Genomic DNA, 19,499 nt, shown 5'->3' with positions numbered 1-19,499 from the left:
ACCGGCGGATCCATCAGTCCAGACTATCGGGGTAGAAATGGAAGAGGTCGTGTTCTGATGAGGAGGACGGCGGTGTAGAGCTCGCTGAGTCGGGCAATACGGTCGGCGGATCCGCGGGGTTACGAACTCGGTGGAGAAGGGATGAACCCATGACACGTGCGTCGGAAGCGGGCGATCTCGGGCGGCGTATGGCCCAGCTCGCTCGCGGCTTCTACCATCCGGCCGATCTCGACGAGACCCTGCGCGGCGTGACCGCGGCCGCGGTCGAACTGGTGGAGGGGGCCGACTGCGCCGACATCCTCATCGTGACCGGAAGGAAGCATTTCCGCTCTCTCGCCGCGACGTCGGAACTCGCCGAGCATCTCGACGACGTCCAGGAACAGTTCGGGGAAGGTCCGTGCCTCGATGCGAGCTTCAAATATCTCGTGGTGCGCTCCGAAGACCTGCGGACGGAGACCCGCTGGCCGCGTTTCGCGAAGGCCGCGGTGGACGCGGGTGCGTTCAGTGCCTTGTCGTTCCAGCTGTATCTCGATCAGGAGAGCATGGGAGCGCTGAACATGTTCTCTGCGAAAGCCGAGGCGTTCGGTCCTCCGGCGGAGGCGACCGCCGAGGTCCTGGCCGCTCATGCCGCGATGGCGATGAGCGCGGCCCGCAGTCGGGGACAGTTCGCGTCCGCCCTGGCGACCCGCGACATCATCGGGCAGGCCAAGGGCATGATCATGGAGCGTTTCGGTATCGATGCCGTTGCGGCCTTCGAACTGTTGCGCCGGCTCTCGCAGGACAGCAACGTCCCTCTCTCGGAGGTCGCTCAGGGGATCGTCGAAGCAGGTCCCGAGCGACGCGACGATCGGGAGACGGGCCTCGACGCCACGCCTGTGTGACAGCACACACGCACCCGGGTAGGTTTAGTGAAACTGCAAGTACTACTCACCGGTAGGGGTGCAACATGCCAGCTCCGAGCGCTGCGACCTTCCAGCGTCTTGCCGACCTCATCGCGATCCCCGACGCCGCCGAGCGGACCACCCGCCCCGTCGTCGAGGCGTTCACCGGACGGGAGCTGGCCACCGTGCCGGTCGGCACGGCCGATGACGCGAAGGCCGCGATCGACCGGGCCCGCACCGCGCAGGTCGCGTGGGCGAAGCTGCCCGTCGAGAAGCGCGCCGCGATCATGCACCGCTACCGCGAGCTCGTGCTGTCCCGACGCGAGCAGCTCATGGACATGGCGCAGGCCGAGACCGGCAAGTCCCGAGTCTCCGCGCAGGAAGAGGTGCTCGACATCTCGATGACCGCGCGGTTCTACGCGCGCGTCGCACCGAAGCTCCTGCGCCCCCGCAAGGCCACGGGCATGCTGCCGGTCCTGACGAAGACCACCGTCCTGCACCATCCCAAGGGCGTCGTCGGCGTGATCGCGCCGTGGAACTACCCGATGACGCTGGCCGTCTCCGACGCGATCCCCGCCCTGCTCGCCGGCAACAGCGTGGTGCTCAAGCCCGACAGCCAGACGCCCTACTGCGCGCTCGCCGTCGTCGAACTCCTCTACGAGGCCGGGGTCCCCCGCGACGTCTTCGCCGTGGTCACCGGTCCCGGCACCGTGGTGGGCACCGCGATCGTCGAGAGCACCGACTACCTGATGTTCACGGGTTCGTCGGAGACGGGACGTCTGCTCGCCGAGCAGGCCGGCCGGCGCCTGATCGGGTTCTCCGCCGAACTCGGTGGCAAGAACCCCATGATCGTCACCTCCGGGGTGAACCTGCGCGAGGTCACCGACGCCGCCGTGCGGGCATGCTTCTCGAACTCCGGGCAGCTGTGCATCTCGATCGAGCGGATCTACGTCGAGAAGTCGATCGCCCCCGAGTTCATCCGGATGTTCGGGGCACGGGTGCGCGAGATGTCGCTCGGTCCCGACTACGACTTCGGTACCGAGATGGGCTGCCTCATCAGCGAGAGCCAGGTCAAGACGGTGACCCGGCACATCGAGGACGCCGTCGCCAAGGGCGCGACCGTCGTCGCCGGCGGGAAGACGCGGCCCGACCTCGGACCGCTGTTCTTCGAACCCACCGTGCTCACCGACGTGCCCGAGGACGCCGAGTGCTACCGGAACGAGACGTTCGGCCCGGTGGTGTCGATCTATCCGGTGGAGAATGTCGAAGAAGCGATCCGCGAGGCCAACGACACCGAGTACGGGCTCAACGCATCGGTGTGGGGCGCGACGAAGGCGCAGGGCGAGGCCATCGCCGCGCGGGTGCGTGCCGGCACGGTGAACGTCGACGAGGGATACGCCCCGGCATGGGGCAGCACCGACGCACCGATGGGCGGTATGGGCATCTCCGGCATGGGACGCCGCCACGGCGCGGAGGGCCTGTACAAGTACACCGAGGCGCAGACGATCGCGACGACGCGCCTGCTCAATCTCGACGGCCCGCGCGGACTTCCGCGGCGGATGTGGGCGAAGGTGCTCGCCCCCTTCGTCAAGTCGATGCAGTGGCTGCCGGGTCGCTAGGAGCCGGATCGCTCTTCCACGCGATGGTGGTCGCGAGGGGTTTCTCGACGACGAGGCACAGCAGGACCCCGGCGACCACCACGAGCGGCGCAATGTACAGGTAGATCGGCACGAGCGCGTCGTTGTACGCCTCGAGAACCGGAATTCTGCACGATCAGCACGAGAAGCTGCATGGACGTGCCGAATCCGATGCCGAGCACGGCGAACCAGCAGCCCAGCACCCAGATCGGGTGTCCGCGCCGAGGGTCGACAGGAGCACCAGCCGATCGCGGGTTCGGCGACGCGTCGTTCCACCGCGACGAACAGCACCGCACCGGCCGCCGTAGCGGCGATCAGCGCGTGCGTGTAGAAACCTCCGCTTGTTCTGCGATGGTCTCGACGGTGATGTCGGACAGGTGGGTGTAAGGCCGCGCATACTGATCGCCATGTCCTCGACCAGGATGGTGAACGGAGTGCTGGGAATACCGCTCACCACCCCCACGGCGACCGCGGTGTTCGCGATCCTCACGGTCATCGGTCTGATCGTGTTGCTCCTCCGCCGCTACCGGGTGTGGTTCGCACACGGAGTACCCCTCGCAGTAACCGCCGCCCTCGGCTCGACGGTGGTAGCCGCGCTCCTGATCGAGAAGGTGTGGAAACCGTTCCCGGATCGTCTGCCGTGGGCGGTGTACGGGTGGGCGGCAACGGCACTGCTCGCCGTCTCCCTACTGATCGGACGATGGTTCGTGCGACGTCGCGACCGGGCCCGACCACTCGTCGCGACGGCACTCGTGGTGTCTGCGGTACTCGTCGTGATCTCCGCCGCGGGCCGGATCGACGCGGTCTACGACGCCTATCCCACCGTTCGGACTGTTCTCGGAATCAGCGACTACCGGACCGTCCCCTTCGACGACCCCTCCCTCCGGGCATCGCAGACCGTGCCGGTGGAGGACTGGTCGGCGTCGGACGATCTGCCTGCGACCGGTGCGGTCACCTCTGTGACAATTCCCGGAACAGTCTCCGGATTCCGGGCGCGGGAAGCCCGCGTCTACCTCCCGCCGGCCTACTTCTCGGATCCACGACCGGAACTGCCGGTGCTGGTACTGCTCGCCGGACAGCCCGGCAGTCCGGAGGACTGGCTCGTGGGCGGACATCTCCCGTCCACCATGGACGCCTATGCCGCGCAGCATCACGGCCTGGCGCCGGTCGTCGTGCTCGCGGACGGCACCGGAGGTCAGTTCGACAACCCGTTGTGCGCCGACTCGCATCTCGGCAACGTGGCGACCTATCTGGCCGTCGACGTTCCGGCGTGGGTACGGGACGACCTGCAGGTCGACGACGACCCACGGGCACGGGCCGTGGGCGGACTCTCGTACGGCGGAACGTGCGCACTGCAACTCGCGACCACCCGGCCAGATGTCTACCCGACCTTTCTGGACATGTCGGGACAGGCCGAGCCGACCATCGGTGACCGGGCGTCGACGATCCGGGACGTGTTCGGTGGTGATGCGGAAGCATTCGCGCGCAACAATCCTGCCGACCTGCTCGCACGCAATCGGTATCCCGATTCCGCCGGTGCTTTCGTGGTGGGACTCGACGATTCCGAATACCGTGCCGGGGTGGAACAACTCGCTTCGTTGGCTCGGAGCGCGGGGATGGACGTCCACCTCACCGAACTGCCGGGCACACACAGCTTCGCCCTGTGGTCCGCAGGGCTCGAGAAGGAGTTGCCATGGCTCGCACAACGGCTCGGGCTCGGCAACTGATGCGCCGCACAGGGGCGGGGGTGCTGATGTCCCGCACCGGGACGGTGGTGCTCCGGGCGCCCGTCTCGTGCGGACTGCTCGTGCTGATCTGGTTCCTGGCGGTCGTCACCGGTTCTGTGAGGAACGGGCCGTCGCACGCAACGGCATCCGAGATGTCGCTCGGGATCCCGAATATCACCGACGGCCACCTGTGGACACTGTGGACTTCAGGGTTGTTCGCCTCCGGTCCCGGTGAGTATGTGCTCGGAAGCATTGCGATCCTCGCCGTCGCGGTGCCGGTCGAACGTCGCATCGGCAGTCGCAGGTTCACGCTCGCCGCGCTCGTCTCACAGGGCCTGGGCGCGGCACTCGCATTGCTCGTTGCTCAGGTCGCCTCCCTGGTGCCGAACCTGTGGGGCAGGGAGCTGCACACCCACCTCACCGAGGACCCGCTGGCGTGGGTGCTCGGCGTCCTGCTCGCCTCCACCACCGCGATGGGCACCCTGTGGCGTCGCCGCATCCGGACACTCCTGCTGGTTTTCCTGGTGACCGCAGCTTTGTTCGCCGGACACCTGCAGGACGTGAACAGGGTGACCGTCGCGCTGGCCGGGTTGCTCGCCGGCCCGCTCCTGTTCGGACGTGGTGTGCGCCGTCCTGTGCTCGGCGGCACCATCCGGGAGCGCCGCACGCTCGTCGCGCTCGTGGTCGCAGCGAGCGTGCTCGGCCCGATCTTCGCGGCGCTCTCCCCACACTCGATCGGACCGCTGTCCGCGCTACGCGAGCTGTTCGAGCAGGTTCCCTACACCCCGCGAGAACTCGTCGAGGTGTGTGCCGATCCCGCGCTGCACGACGAGTGCCGGAAAGGGCAACAGGCCCTTCGGCTCTCCGGTGCAGGTCCGCTCGTCGCGAATCTCATGCCGTCGGTACTGCTGCTGATCGGTGCCGAAGGGCTGCGTCGAGGGCGGCGGGCAGCATGGTTCCTCTCGGTCGGAGGACACATCGTGCTGATCGTCGTGGCCGCCGCGAGCACGATCGTCCGCGTGACCGAACAGGACGAGACCCGCTCCCTGTTGTACGGAATCCACCGGCACAGCTCCGTATCCATGGAACTCGCGCCACTCCTCGCGCTGGTCTCCGTGCTCGCCCTGTTACTGCTGACCCGCACCCTGTTCGATGTCCGTGCACCGCAGGGAACCTATCGCCGGGTATGGGCCGGAACCGCAGCCGCCGCAGGCATCGCGCTCGTGACGTACGTGGTGGTGGGCACGCTGGTGGCGGACGGGTTCGATCGTGATCCCGGCATCGGCACCTTGCTCCGCGACGCGCCGCGCCGGCTCCTTCCACCGGTCTACCTCCAGCTCTTCGAGCCTCCCGTGATGCCCCTCGACACCGCCGCCACCCTGTTGTTCGAGTGGATCGGCGTGATCGTCTGGGTCGCCTTCTGCGTGCTCCTGTGGCGCAGCTTCCTCGTGCCCCCTGCCGGGGTCGACCTCGGCGACGAGCAGCGGGTGCGAGAACTCCTGCACGACCCGGGCGGCGGATCGATGTCGTGGATGACCACCTGGGCGGGGAATCGGTACTGGTTCGGCACCGACGGCAGGCACGCCGTGGCGTATCGGGTCCACTCGGGTGTCGCCCTGACGGCGACGGATCCGATCGGTGAGCGCGCCTCGATGACCGAGACGATCGACGAGTTCGCGGCGTACTGCCTCGGCAACGGATGGACACCGTGCCTGTACTCGGTGGGCGAGGAGACGGCGACGATCGCCCGGGACCACGGTTGGACCTGTTTGCAGGTGGGTGAGGAGACCGTCGTCGATCTCGCGGACCTCGCCTTCAAGGGCAAGAAGTTCCAGGACGTCCGCACCGCCCTCAACCGTGCTGCCAAGGACGGGATCGAAGCGCGATGGACGACCTTCGCCGCCGCGCCGCTGTCGGTGACCGAGCAGATCGTCGACATCTCCGAGGAATGGGTGGCCGACAAGGGACTGCCCGAGATGGGGTTCACGCTCGGAGGAGTCGCCGAACTGCGCGATCCCGAAGTCCGTTTGCTGCTCGCGGTCGACGCGAACGACCACGTCCATGCGATCACGTCGTGGATGCCGGTCCACCGGGACGGGAAGGTGGTCGGGCTGACGCTGGACTTCATGCGGCGACGTTCGGACGGCTTCCGGCCGGCCATGGAATTCCTCATCGCGTCCGCGGCACGGTCCGCCGCCGACGAGGGCCTCGAATTCCTGAGCTTGTCGGGGGCGCCCCTCGCGAGTATGGACGGTGGGTCCGGACTCGACCGAGGAGCCCTCGACGCCCTGCTCGATCTGCTCGGCCGCACGCTCGAACCGGTATACGGATTCCGCTCGCTGCTGGCGTTCAAGGCGAAGTTCCAGCCCCGTTACCGCCCGCTGTACATGGTGTTCCCGGACCCGGCGGCGCTGCCGACCATCGGGATCGCGGTCGGTCGTGCCTATCTTCCCCACATGTCCCTGGAGGAAGGCGGACGCCTGGTCACGCACCTGCTGCGCCGATGACGGTTGCTCACGCACCCGTTGCGCCGATGACGGTTGCTCACGCACCCGTTGCGCCGATGACGGTTGCTCACGCACCCGTTGCGCCGATGGCGGTTGCTCACGCACCCGTTGCGCTGGTGACGGTGGAACTCTCTCGGAAACGGGAGACCGCCACCAGTCCCACCAAGAGGAAGACCACCGGGAGCAACACCGCATTGCCCATCGCGGCACCGAACCCGAGCGTCCCCTCACCCATCTGCATCACCGCACCGAGGGCGGCCGCACCGAGTACCGCACCGACCTGCCGGGCGGTGTTGTACACACCCGATCCGGCGCCTACGAGGTCACCGGGCAGGTCGCGCAACGCGATCGTCGAGTTCGGGGCCCAGCACAACGAGTTCGCGAAACCGAGCAGCACGATCGGGATCAGGAGCCAGCCGACGGTGGCCTCGAGATGCATCGCCACACCGAACGACAGCATCGCCGCGATCATCGCGGAGAAACCGATCCGGGAGATCCGGCCCGGCGCGACCCGATCGGTGACCCGCCCGATCAAGGGCGCCATGATCACCGAGATCACGCCCATCGGTACCAGCATCAGACCTGCGACCTGCGCGGACAGTCCCTGACCCACCTGCAGGTAGAGCATGATCGGCAGGTTCACGGCGTAGACCGTGAAACCCAGCGTCGCCACGGCGGTCACCCCGAGGGTGAAGTTGCGGCGGGTGAACAACCCGAGCGGGGCCAGCGCCTCGGTGCCGCGGGCCACCGCGGTCCGCTGCAGACGCACGAACACCCCGAACGCCACGATCCCGATACCGAGGACGACCCACACCCACACGGTCCAGCCGACATCGGGACCCTGCTGCAGGGAGAAGATCACGCCGGTGACCGCGACCAGCGAGACGACGGCGCTCAGCACGTCGATGCGACGCGCCCCGGTCGGCAGTTTCGGCACGTACCGCGCGACCATCACCAGAGAGATCAGGCCCAGCGGGATGTAGACGAAGAAGACCCACCGCCACCCACCGGTACCGACGAGCACCCCACCGAGGACGGGCCCGAACAGACCCGCCGAGCTGGCCACCGCGCTCCACACACCGGTGGCCGCACCGCGCCGGTCGTGCGCGAAGATCCGGTGGATGATGCTCAGCGGTTGCGGGTTGATCAGCGACCCGCCGAGCCCCTGCACCGCACGCAGCGCGATCAGCCACTCGATCGTCGGAGCCATCGAGCACGCGAAGGCCGCGGCCGTGAAGATCGCCATGCCCACCAGGTAGACGTTGCGCTGACCGAAACGGTCGCCGAGACGACCGGTGACCAGCAGCGGCACCGCGAAGGTCAGCAGATAGGCCGCCGACACCCACACCACCTGGTTGATGCTCGCGTCCAGATCCTCGCGGATACGCGGCAGCGACACCGCGACGAGCGATTGGTCGAGCAGGGTGATGAACAGACCCACGCACAGGGCCGCCAGTGCGCGCCAGGCCCGCGGCTCGGGGATCGGGGCAGCGCTGCGTCCCGCAGCCGACGCACTCACTCCTCGACCGTGATCTCCGCGGCGTCGTCGTAGAAGCACACGTATCCCTCGATGGGCTCCATGCCGGGGAACGGCTCGGGATACGACCATGCGACGTTCTCGGCAGGCGGTGTGCCGGAGAACGACCAGTATCGGGCGACGCCCTTGTAGGGGCAGCTCGTCCGCCACTCGGATTCCTCGAGCACCGAGAAGTCGACGTCCTCGGGAGGGAGGTAGTAGCGGGTCGGGAGGCCGGTCTCGAACACGAGTACGGGGTTGCGGGTCTCGGCGACCACGACGTCGCCGATGGTCACCCGCACGTGCCGGGAGCTGCGCAGGGCGTCGACGCGGTGATAGGGATCGCGTGGATGGGTGAACACTTCGGTCTCCTCCTCGAACCACCGTTCGCCCTCGTCGACGTCGTCGCCCGGCCCGGTCTCGCCCCACCGGAACCACTGGAAGACGAGACGGTCGTCGAGACCGTCGACGTCGAGCTGGCAGACCGGTGAATAGGCCCGATGGTCGCGGACGACGATGTCGTACCACTGCCAGACGTCCTGCCGGGAGCGGCTCGGTGACAGGGAGGCCGCGATCAGGTCGAGCCGGACGTCCTCGCGGGGGAAGGCATAGAACGGAACGGGCTTGCCGGGTGCCCACACCAGCACGGCCCGGGTGCTGTCGACCACCGTCCGGCCGAACCACTCACCTCTGATCCTGCGATCGACGGGTTCGTAGAGGTAGTCGTCGGTCTCCGACGGACGTCGGAGTACAGCGGTCTTGCGGGCAGCCATACCTCGACCGTATCGCGCCCGTCCAGGGCCGGGACGAATCCGCAGACCCGACCCATCCGCTCGACGACGGGCTCCGAATACGGGGAGAGACGGCGTGAGGGCCGTCACCCGAACCGACCGACACGAACCACTACGCACGCCCACGCCGCTCAGGCGACGACCAGAGGAACACCGATCATGCCCAACTACGAAGCCCGGCAGAACGAGAATCGGCACCCGTACCCGTCCGTGGGTTTCCTCCAGCTGTTCATGGAAGCGCGCACGCGCACCGAGCAGACGACCCCGCGCGCGCAGGTAGGCAAGGCGTGAGGTCGGTCGGCGGCTCCGTCGAGTCCGTCGTCGTGGTGGGTGCGGGCCTCGCGGGACTGTCCGCGGCGCTCCACCTCACCGGTGCCGGCAAGCGCGTCACCGTCCTCGAACGCGAGAACACGGTCGGTGGTCGCGTGGGAACGTACCCGGTGTTCGAGGACGGGCGGCATCTCTACGACATCGACAACGGCGCCAGTGTGCTGACGATGCCGAACCTCATCGCCGACGCGCTCGCGGCCGTCGGGGAATCCTTCGACTCGACCATCCCGGCGCTCGACCTCACCCCGCTCGCACCCGGCTACCACGCGCGCTTCGCCGACGGCACCGCCCTGAACGTGTACTCCGATCCGGACGAGATGACCGCCGAGATCGCGCGCGTGTGCGGTTCCGAGGAGGCCGGCGGATATCGGCGGCTGCGCCGCTGGCTCGCGTCGATCTTCGACGCCGAGTTCGACCGCTACATCGACTCCAACTTCGATTCGCCGCTCGACCTCGTGTCGACACCCGCGGCGCTGCGCGACACCGCCAACCTCGTCCGGCTCGGCGGCTTCGGCCGGCTCGGATCGCGCGTCGGGTCGTTCATCCGGGACGACCGGCTCCGGCGAATCTTCACCTTCCAGGCCCTGTACGCGGGCACCGCACCGTCGACGGCCCTGGCGGTCTACGGCGCCATCGCCCACATGGACACCTCGCTCGGCGTCTACTTTCCGAAGGGCGGCATGTCCACCATCGCCGCCGCGATGGTCGATGCGCTCGTCCGCAACGGCGGCACCGTGCACACCGGGGTCGAGGTGTCGGAACTCCGCGTCGACGGGGGCCGCGCGAAGAGCGTGCGTTCCGCGGACGGCCGGGAGTTCGCCGCCGACGCCGTCGTCCTCACCGTGGACCTGCCCGTGGTCGACGACCTGCTGCTGCGCGCCGGGGTCCCGCCGCGCCGCCGCGCCCGCAGCGCCACCGTCGCGTCGCCCTCGGCCGTCGTCTTCCACGGCACGGTGCCCACCGAGGTGACACAGGCCTGGCCGGATTCCCACCACACCATCGATTTCGGTGAGGAGTGGGCGGAGACCTTCGCGCGGATCACCGCCCCGCGCGGCCGCGGCCGGTTGATGGCCGATCCGTCCCTGCTCATCACGCGACCTGCCGTGACCGATCCGTCCCTGCGGGTCGTGCGCGGCGGTGTCGAGTGCGAACCGGTCTCGGTGCTGGCGCCGTGCCCGAATCTCGCTGCCGCACCCCTCGATTGGGGCCGACTCGGCAGGCCGTACATGCGGGAGATCCAGCAGGTCCTCGAGCAGCGCGGCTATCGGGGACTCGCGAGTTGGATGCGAGTCGACCACATCGACACCCCGCGGACCTGGGCCGACAAGGGCATGCTCGACGGCAGCCCCTTCTCGGCGGCGCACCTGTTCCGGCAGACAGGGCCCTTCCGCCGCCCGAACCTCGTGCACGGCGTCGACAATGTTGTCCTCGCCGGGTCGGGTACCACGCCGGGTGTCGGCGTCCCGACCGTGATTATCTCCGGACGTCTTGCCGCAGAACGTATCTCCGGTGGCGCGACTGCCGGGCTCACGACGATGTCGATTCCGATGGAAGAAGGTGCGGTTGCCCATGGGTGAACTCGACGGGATCGATCCCGATCTGCACGAGGCGTATCAACTGTGCCGTGAGCTCAACCGGCGCCATGGCAAGACCTACTTCCTCGCGACCCGCATCTTCCCGGCGTCCAAACGGGCCGGGGTGCACGCCCTCTACGGTTTCGCGCGGATGGTCGACGACATCGTCGACGTGAAACCGGTCGACGCGGCACCGGTTCTCGACGCGCTCGAACGCCGTCTGTCCGACGCGCTCGGGGTCAGGCCGCCGACCTACGACGAATTCGGTCTCGTGCTGCGGGCCCTCGTCGACACCACGCAGCGGTACGACATCCCGCACGAGTACTACTACGCCTTCTTGCGGTCGATGCGGATGGACATCCCCGGCACCGAACTGTTCCGGTCGCGGTACCGCACGATGGACGAACTGTCGGAGTACATGTACGGCTCGGCCGCCGTCATCGGGCTGCAGATGCTGCCCATCCTCGGGATCGAGGGCGAACGCGAACAGGCCGAGGCTCCCGCCGCCGCACTCGGTGAGGCCTTCCAGCTCACCAACTTCATTCGCGACATGGGTGAGGACCTCGACCGCGACCGCATCTACCTGCCCGCCGACATCCTCGCCGCCTTCGACGTGGACGAGGACCTGCTGTGGCACTGCCGCCGGACCGGACAGCGCGACGTGCGGTTCGAACGCGCCCTCGCGCACCTGATCGCGCACACCCGCTCGATCTACCGTGTGGCCGAACCGGGCATCGACCTGCTCGACCCGAAGGTGCGTCCCGCGATGCGGACCGCCTTCGTCCTCTACGGCGACATCCTGCGGGCGGTGGAGGAGAGCGGATACCGGGTACTCCACCAGCGCGCACGCGTGTCGCGGCGCCGGCGGTTGTCGGTGGCGGCACCGCGGCTGGCCTCGGCCGGTTGGACCACGCTGCGTTCACGGTCGAGACTGGGGATGCCCACCGCGCCGCTCGGCCGGTGAGGCCCGACCGGCCGAGCCGGCATTCGGACACGAATACAGAACAGGACATCACATGGAACAGGTCGTGCTGCTCGACGACGCAGGCCGTGCGGTCGGGATCGAGCCGAAGGCCACGGTGCACACCACCGACACCCCGCTGCACCTCGCCTTCTCGTCGTACGTCTTCGACCACCACGGCAACGTTCTGCTCACCCGGCGCGCCCTGGACAAGTCGACCTTCCCCGGTGTCCTGACGAACAGCTGCTGCGGTCATCCGGCGCCCGACGAGCCGCTCATCGAGGCCGTGCGCCGCCGGCTGCGTCAGGAACTCGGGCTCGACGCGCACGACATCGAGGTCGTCCTGCCGTCCTTCCGCTACCGGGCGGTGATGGACAACGGCATCGTCGAGAACGAGATCTGCCCGGTCTTCCGCGTGCTCTACGACGGGCCGGCGCCCACCCCCGAACCGTCGGAGGTGCACGACACCGAATGGGCCGACTGGACGGAGTTCTCCGAGGACGTCGTCGAGGGACGCCGTGAGGTGTCGGTGTGGTGCCGCGAGCAGGTGGAGCAGCTCCGCACGCTCGGCCTCGATCCGCTGCACTGGCCCGTGGCGTCCACCGCGGATCTGCCGCACGCCGCGCCCGAGCGCCTTTGGGGACGCACCGCGCCCGAGCGCCTTTGGGGACGCGCCGCGCCCGAGCGCCTTTGGGGACGCGCCGCGCCCGAGCGACGATAGGGCCTCACCCGGCGACCGGGACGTTAACGTCGACCCTGTGATCGACCCGACCGTCCTGATCCCCACGATCATCGGCATCCTCGCCCTCGCCGTGATCTCGTCGGCGGTGCTGTGGGCGTTCCGGGTCCCGCACCGATTCGCGCCCGTCGGTGCCATCGCCCGCGGCGCGGTCCAGCTCGCGCTCATCAGCGTCGTGCTCTCCGGTGTCATCGCCGACGCCCGCTGGGTCGCCGTGGTGCTCGTGGTGATGTTCACCGTCGCGTGGTGGACGGCCTGCCGGCGGATCGGGAACGAGGCCGTCGTGCGCGGGGCGACGGCCGTCGCGATGTCGACCGGCGTAGTCGTCGCGGCGGGCATCGTCTTCGCGACCGGCGCGGTGGAGGCCACCCCGCGCTACGCGCTCGCGCTCGGCGGCATCATCATCGGCAACACCATGACGGTCGCGGCCCTCGCCGGTCGCCGCTTCCACGAAACCGTCGACGACCATTGGCCCGAGGTGGAGGGCTGGCTCGCACTCGGCGCGACGATGCGGCAGGCGACACTCTCACCCGCACGCTTCGCCGTGCACGCGGCGATGATCCCGTCGACCGACCAGACGAAGACGACCGGTCTGGTGACGCTGCCCGGGGCGTTCGTCGGCGCGATCTTCGGCGGGTTGTCGCCGGTGGAGGCCGGACGGTTCCAGGTGGTCGTGCTCGCCGCGATCATGGCGACGGCGTCGATCACGTCCGTGCTGATGGCGCTCGGTCTCGGTCGCGCCCTGCGCTACCGTCCCGTGGTCGTTGCGTGAGACGGCGGTCTGCGGTGCGGGTGCCGACCGGAGTAGGAGTTGATACAACCGCTGCCGAGGGAAGGATCGTCGATGTTGCTCGTAGCCAACCGGGGTGAGATCGCGTTGCGTGTCGTCCGCACGGCCGGGGACCTCGGACTCGACACCGTCGCCGTCCACGCCGCGGACGACGCCGACGCTCCGCACGTCCGCGCCGCCACGCGAGCCGAGGCCCTACCGGAGTCCGGTCCCTCGGCCTATCTCGACCCCGGGGCGATCGTCGGGGTCGCCCGAGCGACCGGATGCACGCTCGTGCATCCCGGTTACGGATTCCTCAGCGAGAACGCCGCCTTCGCGCAGGCCTGTGCGGACGCCGGACTCACCTTCGTCGGGCCGTCCCCGGAAGCACTGCGCGTCCTCGGCGACAAGCGGGCCGCCCGCTCGGTGGCGGAGGAACTCGGCATCCCGGTGACCGCTGCCGTCGAGACGACGGATCCGGAGTCCGTGCGGGCCTTCCTGCGCGACCGTCCGGGCGGGATCGTCGTCAAGGCACTGTCGGGTGGTGGCGGTCGCGGCATGCGCGTGGTCCGCGATGCCGCCGATCTCGATGAGGCGCTCCGGCTCGCCGCCGCCGAAGCACACGCCGCCTTCGACGACGACCGGCTGTACGCCGAGGTGCTCGTCGAGCGTGCCCGCCACGTCGAGGTGCAGGTCGTGGCCGCCGAGTCGGGGTCGGGTACCCGCGCGGTGGCGTTGGGCGATCGCGACTGCAGCGTGCAGCGCCGGCACCAGAAGCTCGTGGAGATCGCACCCGCGCCCGACCTGCCCGACGCCCTGCGGGAGGCGCTGCACGGCGCGGCGGTCCGGCTGATCGGGCAGGTCGGGTGCCACGGGCTGTCCACCGTCGAATTCCTCGTCCGCGACGACGGTTTCGTGTTCCTCGAGGTCAACCCCCGGATCCAGGTGGAGCACACCGTCACCGAGGAGGTGACCGGCGTCGACCTCGTGGCGACCCAGCTCGCGATCGCTCGCGGGACGGGATTCGACGAACTCGGTCTCCCGAAAGGCATCACTTTCGACGGCAAGAAGATCGGCGGACGTCCTGCGGCGGCGCAGGGCATCGCGGTGCAGGTGCGCGTCAACGCCGAGACGCCGCGCCCCGACGGGATCGCCCTGCCCACAGCCGGGACGCTCACCGCGTTCACGCCACCCACCGGGCCGGGCATCCGCGTCGACACCCACGGCCGGCCCGGCCTCGAGGTGACCGGACGTTACGACTCGCTGCTCGCCAAGGTCGTCGCGTACGTGCGTTCCGGCGATCGCGCGGCCGTGCTGCGCAAGGCGTCGACGGCACTCGGCGAGTTCATCGTCGACGGTGTCGGCACCAACCGCGACCTCCTGCAGAAGATACTGGACGACAAGGAGTTCCGGTCCGGCAATGTCCGCACCACGTGGCTGGGGGAGCGGCTCGTGGATTTCGTCGACACCGCCCCGACCGCACCGGTGGAGTACACGGATCTGCGCGCCGACGAACAGGCGGTGCACGCCGAGATGGTCGGCACGGTCGTGGAGATCGCTCGCGCGGGCGACACCGTTCCGGCCGGTGCGCCGCTCGCCGTGCTCGATGCGATGAAGATGCAGCACGAGATCCGGGCACCGGGCAGTGCCGTGGTCGAACGTGTGCTCGTCGAGCCGGGACGCACCGTCGAGCCGGGCACCGTGCTCGCGGTGGTCCGCGTGCTCGACACGGACACCGCGACGGACGACATCGCCGCGGCCGACCTCGACGCCGACCGTGCCGACCTCGACGAGATCCGCCGCAGGCACGAGGTCACCACCGATGCGGCGCGGCCCGAGATCGTGGCGAAGCGGCACGGGCGGGGCCGGCGCACGGCGCGCGAGAACATCGCCGACCTCGTCGATGACGGTAGCTTCGTCGAATACGGACCGCTCGTCCTCGCCGCCCAGCGCGGCCGCCGCAGCGAGGAGGACCTGATCGCGAACACCCCGGCGGACGGACTTGTCGGCGGCACCGCACGGATCGGCGGGGCCGAGGTGGTCGTGATGTCCTACGACTACACCGTCCTCGCAGGTACCCAGGGCCGCAACAACCACCGCAAGACCGATCGGCTGCTCGAACTCGCCGCCCGGCGGCGGGTGCCGCTCGTGCTGTTCGCCGAGGGTGGTGGCGGGCGACCCGGGGACGTCGACGCCGGTTCCGGTGCGGGCCTCGACCTGCCCACCTTCCGCTCGATGGCGTCGCTGCGCGGACGCGTGCCCACCGTCGCGGTCGTCTCCGGCCGCTGCTTCGCGGGCAACGCCGCGCTCGCCGGGGTGTGCGACGTGCTCATCGCGACCCCCGACGCCAACATCGGCATGGGCGGCCCCGCGATGATCGAGGGCGGAGGACTCGGCGTGCACCGCCCCGAGGACATCGGGCCGATCGACGTGCAACGCCGCAACGGCGTCGTGCACGTCGCGGCGCGCGACGAGGCGCACGCCGTGGATGTCGCCCGGCGATATCTCGCGTACTTCACCGCGCCGCACGAGGACCGGCAGGCACCAGACCCGCGTCTCGCGCGACATGTGGTGCCGGAGAACCGTTTCCGCGCCTACGACGTGCGGTCGGCGATCGACGCGATCGCCGACCTCGGATCGGTGCTCGAACTGCGCCCGGACTACGGCGTCGGCATCGTCACCGCCCTGATGCGCGTCGAAGGCGCCTCCTACGGCGTGCTCGCCAACAGCAGCGCCCACCTCGGTGGGGCGATCGATGCCGAGGCCGCCGACAAGGCCGCGGACTTCCTGGAACTGTGCGAATCGCACCGGATGCCCGTGGTGAGTCTGTGCGACACACCGGGATTCATGGTCGGACCGGAATCGGAGAAGGACGCCACCGTGCGCCGCTTCGGGCGCTTCTTCGTCGCCGGCGCACGCCTGACGGTCCCGTTCGGCATGATCATCCTCCGCAAGGGCTACGGCCTCGGCGCGATGGCGATGGCCGGCGGATCTTTCCACGCACCCGAATTCACCGTCGCGTGGCCGACGGGGGAGATCGGCGGAATGGGACTCGAAGGGGCCGTGCGTCTCGGATTCCGCAAGGAACTCGACGCCGCGGAGACACCCCGCGAGCGCGAGGAGTTGTTCGGCCGGCTCGTCGCCCTCGCCTACCAGCAGGGCAAGGCCCTGCAGGCGGCGACGAGCTTCGAACTCGACGACGTCATCGACCCCGCCGACAGCCGCGCCTGGATCGAGCGACTGGTGCAACCGCGGTGAAGCCGGGTATGCGACAGCCATGGTGACCTATCCCGGCGCACAGGAGTACGTACCCGACAGCCGCGACCTCGCCGAACTCGCCGCCGCGTCCGCGGGATGCCGGGGATGCGATCTCTACAAGGCCGCCGAGCGGACGGTCTTCGGGGCAGGGGTGCGCGACGCACGCATGCTCTTCGTCGGCGAACAACCGGGCAACGAGGAGGACCTCGCGGGAGAACCGTTCGTCGGGCCCGCGGGGCACCTGTTCGACAAGGCCCTCGAACGCGCGGGCATCGATCGCGGGACGGTGTACATGACCAACGCCGTCAAGCATTTCCGCTTCGACCGGTCCGCCAACGGCCGCAGACGCATCCACAAGAAACCGTCGGGTGGGCAGGTCGCGGCGTGCCGGCCGTGGCTCGAGGCCGAACTCGACGCCGTCCGCCCCGACGTGGTGGTGTGCCTCGGAGCCACGGCCGCGCAGTCGCTGCTCGGTAAGGACTTCAAGCTCACACAGCACCGCGGGGAGGTCCTGCACCTGCCCGAGGAGCTGTGCGGGTCGTGCGATCCGGCGGTGGTCGTCACCGTGCACCCGTCGGCGGTGTTGCGGGCGAAATCGCAGCGCGACGACATGTTCCGCTCGTTCGTGCAGGACCTGGAACGAGCGGCCACGTTGTGACGGCTCAGCCGGTGGTCGCCAATCCGGCCGCGAGCCCGAGCGCCACCGACATCGCGCACACCTCGAGGACGGCGTTGCGCAGCGACTCCTCCTCCGGGAGACGGTGGGACGCGGCAGCGGGGAGCCAGTTGCGCCGCCAGTTCCACGCGAGCCCCAGCAGGGCGCACAGCACGATTGCCTTCGCGAGCACGACGCGTCCGTAGCCGGTGCCCAGCAGCGCGGAGACCGAGCCGAGCCGTACCGCCGCGTCGACCACGCCCGTGATCACCAACGCCACCACGCACCGCAGGGCCAGCTGCGAGTAGCGCGGCAGCAGTTCCGCCCACGCTCCGCGGCCCCGCACGGTGACGGCCAGCGCCACGAGCACCCCGAACCACACCGCGGCCGCGAGCACATGCACGGCGTTGAACAGCGACCCCAGCGGTTGCTGCGCCATGTGGCCGGTGACTGGCCGGGCGATCAACGCGAGCGCCGCGGCGACGAGCACCGGCAGGGTGGACCACGCCGCCGACCGGCGGTACGCCACAGCGGCGACGACGACGATCGCGGCGATGCACACCCATGCCGCCGCATCCACGCGTCCCGTGGTGGTGCCGACGAACTGCCCGAACCGCCCCACATCCAGGTCCGCGGCGGGAACATCGGCCGCGGTGGACGCGGCCCAGGCGAGGTCGATGCTCGCGAGCACGAGCCAGACACCGCCGAGCGTGGCGATCGTCCGCCACAGCGTGTCGGAGGAAACCGCGGGACGGCGTTGCCGCTGCACCATCACGGCCAGGACCGCGAGTCCGAGCACAGTCGAGCCGACACACAGCCCGATCGCCCGCACCGAACTCGAGGGGGCGGGCAGGGCGAGGGAACCGGCCACGGCGATGCCCGCGACGGTTCCGAAGGCAACGCCGGCAGCGGCCACGACGAGCCACTGCCGGCGTTCCGGGATCATGCGGGTCAGGCCTTCGGCTTGCGCAGCGCGAAGGCGAGACCTGCGGCGACCACGACGACACCTGCGACGACGAACCACCACACGGCAGGTCCGCTGCTGTCGCTCTCGCCCGACTCCGCGCCGGTCTCGCCGGTCGCGGTGTCACCGGACGCCGCTTCACCGGGCGTGCCGGTCCCCTCCTGGGTGAGCGTGAAGGTGCGGGTTCCGCTGACGGGATGTCCGTCGGCGGAGGTCACCCGGTAGGCGATCGTGTACTCGCCCACGGGGCCGAGACCGTCTAGTTCGACGGATGCGTTCGCACCCTCGATGATCGGGTCGCTCTTCGACCACAGGTTGCCGTCCGGCCCGACGACGGTCAGAGCCGCGAACTGCTCCTGCAGGTTCTCGTTGAACGTCACGGTCACCCGCTCGGGTGCCTCGGCGATCTGCTCGCCGTCCTCGGGCGAGCTCGACAGCACCACCGAGTGGGCGGCTGCGGAACCGACGGACAGGGTCAGCGCCGCGATCAACGCGGTGAGGAGAACGAGGATGCGCTTCATGCCCGCCGCCCCCGGATCACGGCGCCGAGACCGAGTGCGGCGCCGAGCGCACCGAGCACCAGGCCGATACCGCCGAGCCACCGCGCGGTGCTGTCGGTGGTGTCCTCCGACGCGCCGGCGGTCTGCTCGGTCTCGGTGGCGTGCGCGTCACCACTGCCGCCGTGCCCGTCGCCGCTGCTCGCCGCGAGGGTCAGGCTGGGGGCAGGACGTTCGGGTTCCTCGTCGCCGGTCGTGATCTCGTCCCACGCCACGACCTCGCCGTCGCTGTAGGTCTGGATCGCGGGGAAGGCGATCTCGTCCTCCTCGGGCAGCGGCCCGACGGACAGGACGAACTGCTGGAACTGTCCCGGCCCGACCTGCACGTCCGGTTCGGCGGTCCACGTCACGGAGGTCGCGAGCTGCGACTCGGGATCCTTCTCGACGGTCGCCGTCCAGCCGGGCAGCGGCTCGGTGCGCGCCGAGCGCAGCCCCGGAAGCTCGACGGTGAGGGCGGTCGTGCCGGCGGTCTCGGACTCGGTGGGGACCCGGAAGGTCAGGACGGTGTAACCGCCCTGCTCGGCTCCGGGTGCGACGACGGTGACGTGGGCCGAAGCGATGCCGGCGCCCGCGACCATCAGCGCAGCGGTTGCTGTCGCGCCCACGAGGGCGCGACGGGAGAACTCGAACATG

The 19,499-nt window shown here is 69.5% G+C and carries 17 protein-coding genes; 11 read left to right on the top strand and 6 right to left on the bottom strand.

What is annotated here, in order from left to right; translation table 11 throughout:
- The first annotated feature begins 149 nt into the window (after positions 1-149).
- Positions 150-881, top strand: coding sequence for a GAF and ANTAR domain-containing protein (locus tag BLV31_RS01980; protein ID WP_064061461.1), 732 nt, complete (start codon positions 150-152; stop codon positions 879-881).
- Positions 882-946: 65 nt separating this feature from the next.
- A complete protein-coding gene (locus tag BLV31_RS01975) occupies positions 947-2,500 on the top strand; it encodes a succinic semialdehyde dehydrogenase (protein WP_064061462.1) in 1,554 nt (517 codons plus the stop codon).
- Here the strand turns inward: BLV31_RS01975 and BLV31_RS24890 are convergent.
- Complete coding sequence (locus BLV31_RS24890) at positions 2,469-2,612, bottom strand: hypothetical protein (RefSeq protein WP_024102617.1); 144 nt, start codon at positions 2,610-2,612, stop codon at positions 2,469-2,471. The genes BLV31_RS01975 and BLV31_RS24890 overlap by 32 nt on opposite strands.
- A gap of 313 nt (positions 2,613-2,925) precedes the next feature.
- Here BLV31_RS24890 and BLV31_RS01965 point away from each other — a divergent pair, with 313 nt between their 5' ends.
- Both BLV31_RS01965 and BLV31_RS01960 read left to right on the top strand, forming a co-directional pair.
- Positions 2,926-4,245, top strand: a complete 1,320-nt coding sequence (locus BLV31_RS01965) for an alpha/beta hydrolase (protein ID WP_033097879.1) — start codon at positions 2,926-2,928, stop codon at positions 4,243-4,245.
- A complete protein-coding gene (locus tag BLV31_RS01960) occupies positions 4,245-6,752 on the top strand; it encodes a bifunctional lysylphosphatidylglycerol flippase/synthetase MprF (protein WP_496559997.1) in 2,508 nt (835 codons plus the stop codon). Before BLV31_RS01965 ends, BLV31_RS01960 begins: the two co-directional genes overlap by 1 nt.
- Before the next feature lie 97 nt (positions 6,753-6,849).
- Here BLV31_RS01960 and BLV31_RS01955 read toward each other — a convergent pair whose 3' ends face one another.
- Together BLV31_RS01955 and BLV31_RS01950 are read right to left on the bottom strand one after the other, a co-directional pair.
- A complete protein-coding gene (locus BLV31_RS01955; RefSeq protein ID WP_006553364.1) occupies positions 6,850-8,271 on the bottom strand; it encodes a DHA2 family efflux MFS transporter permease subunit in 1,422 nt (473 codons plus the stop codon).
- Positions 8,268-9,041 carry a DUF427 domain-containing protein gene (locus BLV31_RS01950; protein ID WP_019290393.1) on the bottom strand — a complete coding sequence of 258 codons (774 nt, stop codon included), beginning with the start codon at positions 9,039-9,041 and terminating at the stop codon, positions 8,268-8,270. The genes BLV31_RS01955 and BLV31_RS01950 overlap by 4 nt, the downstream gene beginning before the upstream one ends.
- A 177-nt stretch (positions 9,042-9,218) precedes the next feature.
- On the opposite strand from BLV31_RS01950, the gene BLV31_RS25685 reads away from it, so the two are divergent.
- The 7 genes from BLV31_RS25685 to BLV31_RS01920 all read left to right on the top strand — a co-directional run bounded on the left by BLV31_RS25685 (position 9,219) and on the right by BLV31_RS01920 (position 17,348).
- On the top strand, positions 9,219-9,350 hold the full coding sequence (locus BLV31_RS25685; protein WP_019290392.1) for a hypothetical protein: 132 nt from the start codon (positions 9,219-9,221) through the stop codon (positions 9,348-9,350).
- The gene (gene crtI, locus BLV31_RS01945) at positions 9,347-10,966 is read left to right on the top strand and encodes a phytoene desaturase family protein (RefSeq protein ID WP_064061464.1); all 1,620 of its coding nucleotides are present in this window, start codon (positions 9,347-9,349) and stop codon (positions 10,964-10,966) included. The genes BLV31_RS25685 and crtI overlap by 4 nt, the downstream gene beginning before the upstream one ends.
- On the top strand, positions 10,959-11,927 hold the full coding sequence (locus BLV31_RS01940) for a phytoene/squalene synthase family protein (protein ID WP_064061465.1): 969 nt from the start codon (positions 10,959-10,961) through the stop codon (positions 11,925-11,927). Before crtI ends, BLV31_RS01940 begins: the two co-directional genes overlap by 8 nt.
- 52 nt (positions 11,928-11,979) lie before the next feature.
- Complete coding sequence (gene idi, locus BLV31_RS01935) at positions 11,980-12,645, top strand: isopentenyl-diphosphate Delta-isomerase (protein WP_064061466.1); 666 nt, start codon at positions 11,980-11,982, stop codon at positions 12,643-12,645.
- A gap of 37 nt (positions 12,646-12,682) precedes the next feature.
- Positions 12,683-13,435, top strand: a complete 753-nt coding sequence (locus BLV31_RS01930; RefSeq protein WP_064061467.1) for an ABC transporter permease — start codon at positions 12,683-12,685, stop codon at positions 13,433-13,435.
- A 72-nt stretch (positions 13,436-13,507) separates the two neighbouring features.
- Positions 13,508-16,690, top strand: a complete 3,183-nt coding sequence (locus BLV31_RS01925; RefSeq protein ID WP_072740467.1) for an acetyl-CoA carboxylase family protein — start codon at positions 13,508-13,510, stop codon at positions 16,688-16,690.
- A 19-nt stretch (positions 16,691-16,709) separates the two neighbouring features.
- Positions 16,710-17,348, top strand: a complete 639-nt coding sequence (locus BLV31_RS01920) for a UdgX family uracil-DNA binding protein (protein ID WP_064060570.1) — start codon at positions 16,710-16,712, stop codon at positions 17,346-17,348.
- A gap of 4 nt (positions 17,349-17,352) precedes the next feature.
- On the opposite strand, the gene BLV31_RS01915 is transcribed toward BLV31_RS01920, so the two are convergent.
- From BLV31_RS01915 to BLV31_RS01905, 3 genes are read right to left on the bottom strand one after another with little or no spacing between them, the layout of a single operon-like run.
- On the bottom strand, positions 17,353-18,291 hold the full coding sequence (locus tag BLV31_RS01915) for a CopD family protein (protein WP_064060569.1): 939 nt from the start codon (positions 18,289-18,291) through the stop codon (positions 17,353-17,355).
- Positions 18,292-18,296: 5 nt separating this feature from the next.
- Positions 18,297-18,830, bottom strand: coding sequence for a copper resistance CopC family protein (locus BLV31_RS01910; RefSeq protein ID WP_064060568.1), 534 nt, complete (start codon positions 18,828-18,830; stop codon positions 18,297-18,299).
- Entirely contained in the window at positions 18,827-19,498 is a 672-nt protein-coding gene (locus BLV31_RS01905; protein WP_006553374.1) for a YcnI family copper-binding membrane protein, read from the bottom strand. Before BLV31_RS01905 ends, BLV31_RS01910 begins: the two co-directional genes overlap by 4 nt.
- Between the last annotated feature and the right edge of the window lies 1 nt (position 19,499).

Origin of the sequence: Rhodococcus pyridinivorans, assembly GCF_900105195.1 — a bacterium.
Classification (GTDB): domain Bacteria; phylum Actinomycetota; class Actinomycetes; order Mycobacteriales; family Mycobacteriaceae; genus Rhodococcus; species Rhodococcus pyridinivorans.
The sequence above is the reverse complement of the archived record's forward strand: the minus strand, read 5'-3'. Positions and strand labels throughout refer to the sequence as shown.

Bases quoted from the DNA above. Each gene is read 5' to 3' on its own strand.
- BLV31_RS01980 (WP_064061461.1), top strand. From the start codon at position 150: ATGACACGTGCGTCGGAAGCGGGCGATCTCGGGCGGCGTATGGCCCAG.
- BLV31_RS01975 (WP_064061462.1), top strand. From the start codon at position 947: ATGCCAGCTCCGAGCGCTGCGACCTTCCAGCGTCTTGCCGACCTCATC.
- BLV31_RS01965 (WP_033097879.1), top strand. From the start codon at position 2,926: ATGTCCTCGACCAGGATGGTGAACGGAGTGCTGGGAATACCGCTCACC.
- BLV31_RS01960 (WP_496559997.1), top strand. From the start codon at position 4,245: ATGCGCCGCACAGGGGCGGGGGTGCTGATGTCCCGCACCGGGACGGTG.
- BLV31_RS01950 (WP_019290393.1), bottom strand. From the start codon at position 9,041: ATGGCTGCCCGCAAGACCGCTGTACTCCGACGTCCGTCGGAGACCGAC.
- BLV31_RS25685 (WP_019290392.1), top strand. From the start codon at position 9,219: ATGCCCAACTACGAAGCCCGGCAGAACGAGAATCGGCACCCGTACCCG.
- BLV31_RS01940 (WP_064061465.1), top strand. From the start codon at position 10,959: ATGGGTGAACTCGACGGGATCGATCCCGATCTGCACGAGGCGTATCAA.
- idi (WP_064061466.1), top strand. From the start codon at position 11,980: ATGGAACAGGTCGTGCTGCTCGACGACGCAGGCCGTGCGGTCGGGATC.
- BLV31_RS01925 (WP_072740467.1), top strand. From the start codon at position 13,508: ATGTTGCTCGTAGCCAACCGGGGTGAGATCGCGTTGCGTGTCGTCCGC.
- BLV31_RS01920 (WP_064060570.1), top strand. From the start codon at position 16,710: ATGGTGACCTATCCCGGCGCACAGGAGTACGTACCCGACAGCCGCGAC.
- BLV31_RS01915 (WP_064060569.1), bottom strand. From the start codon at position 18,291: ATGATCCCGGAACGCCGGCAGTGGCTCGTCGTGGCCGCTGCCGGCGTT.
- BLV31_RS01910 (WP_064060568.1), bottom strand. From the start codon at position 18,830: ATGAAGCGCATCCTCGTTCTCCTCACCGCGTTGATCGCGGCGCTGACC.
- BLV31_RS01905 (WP_006553374.1), bottom strand. From the start codon at position 19,498: ATGTTCGAGTTCTCCCGTCGCGCCCTCGTGGGCGCGACAGCAACCGCT.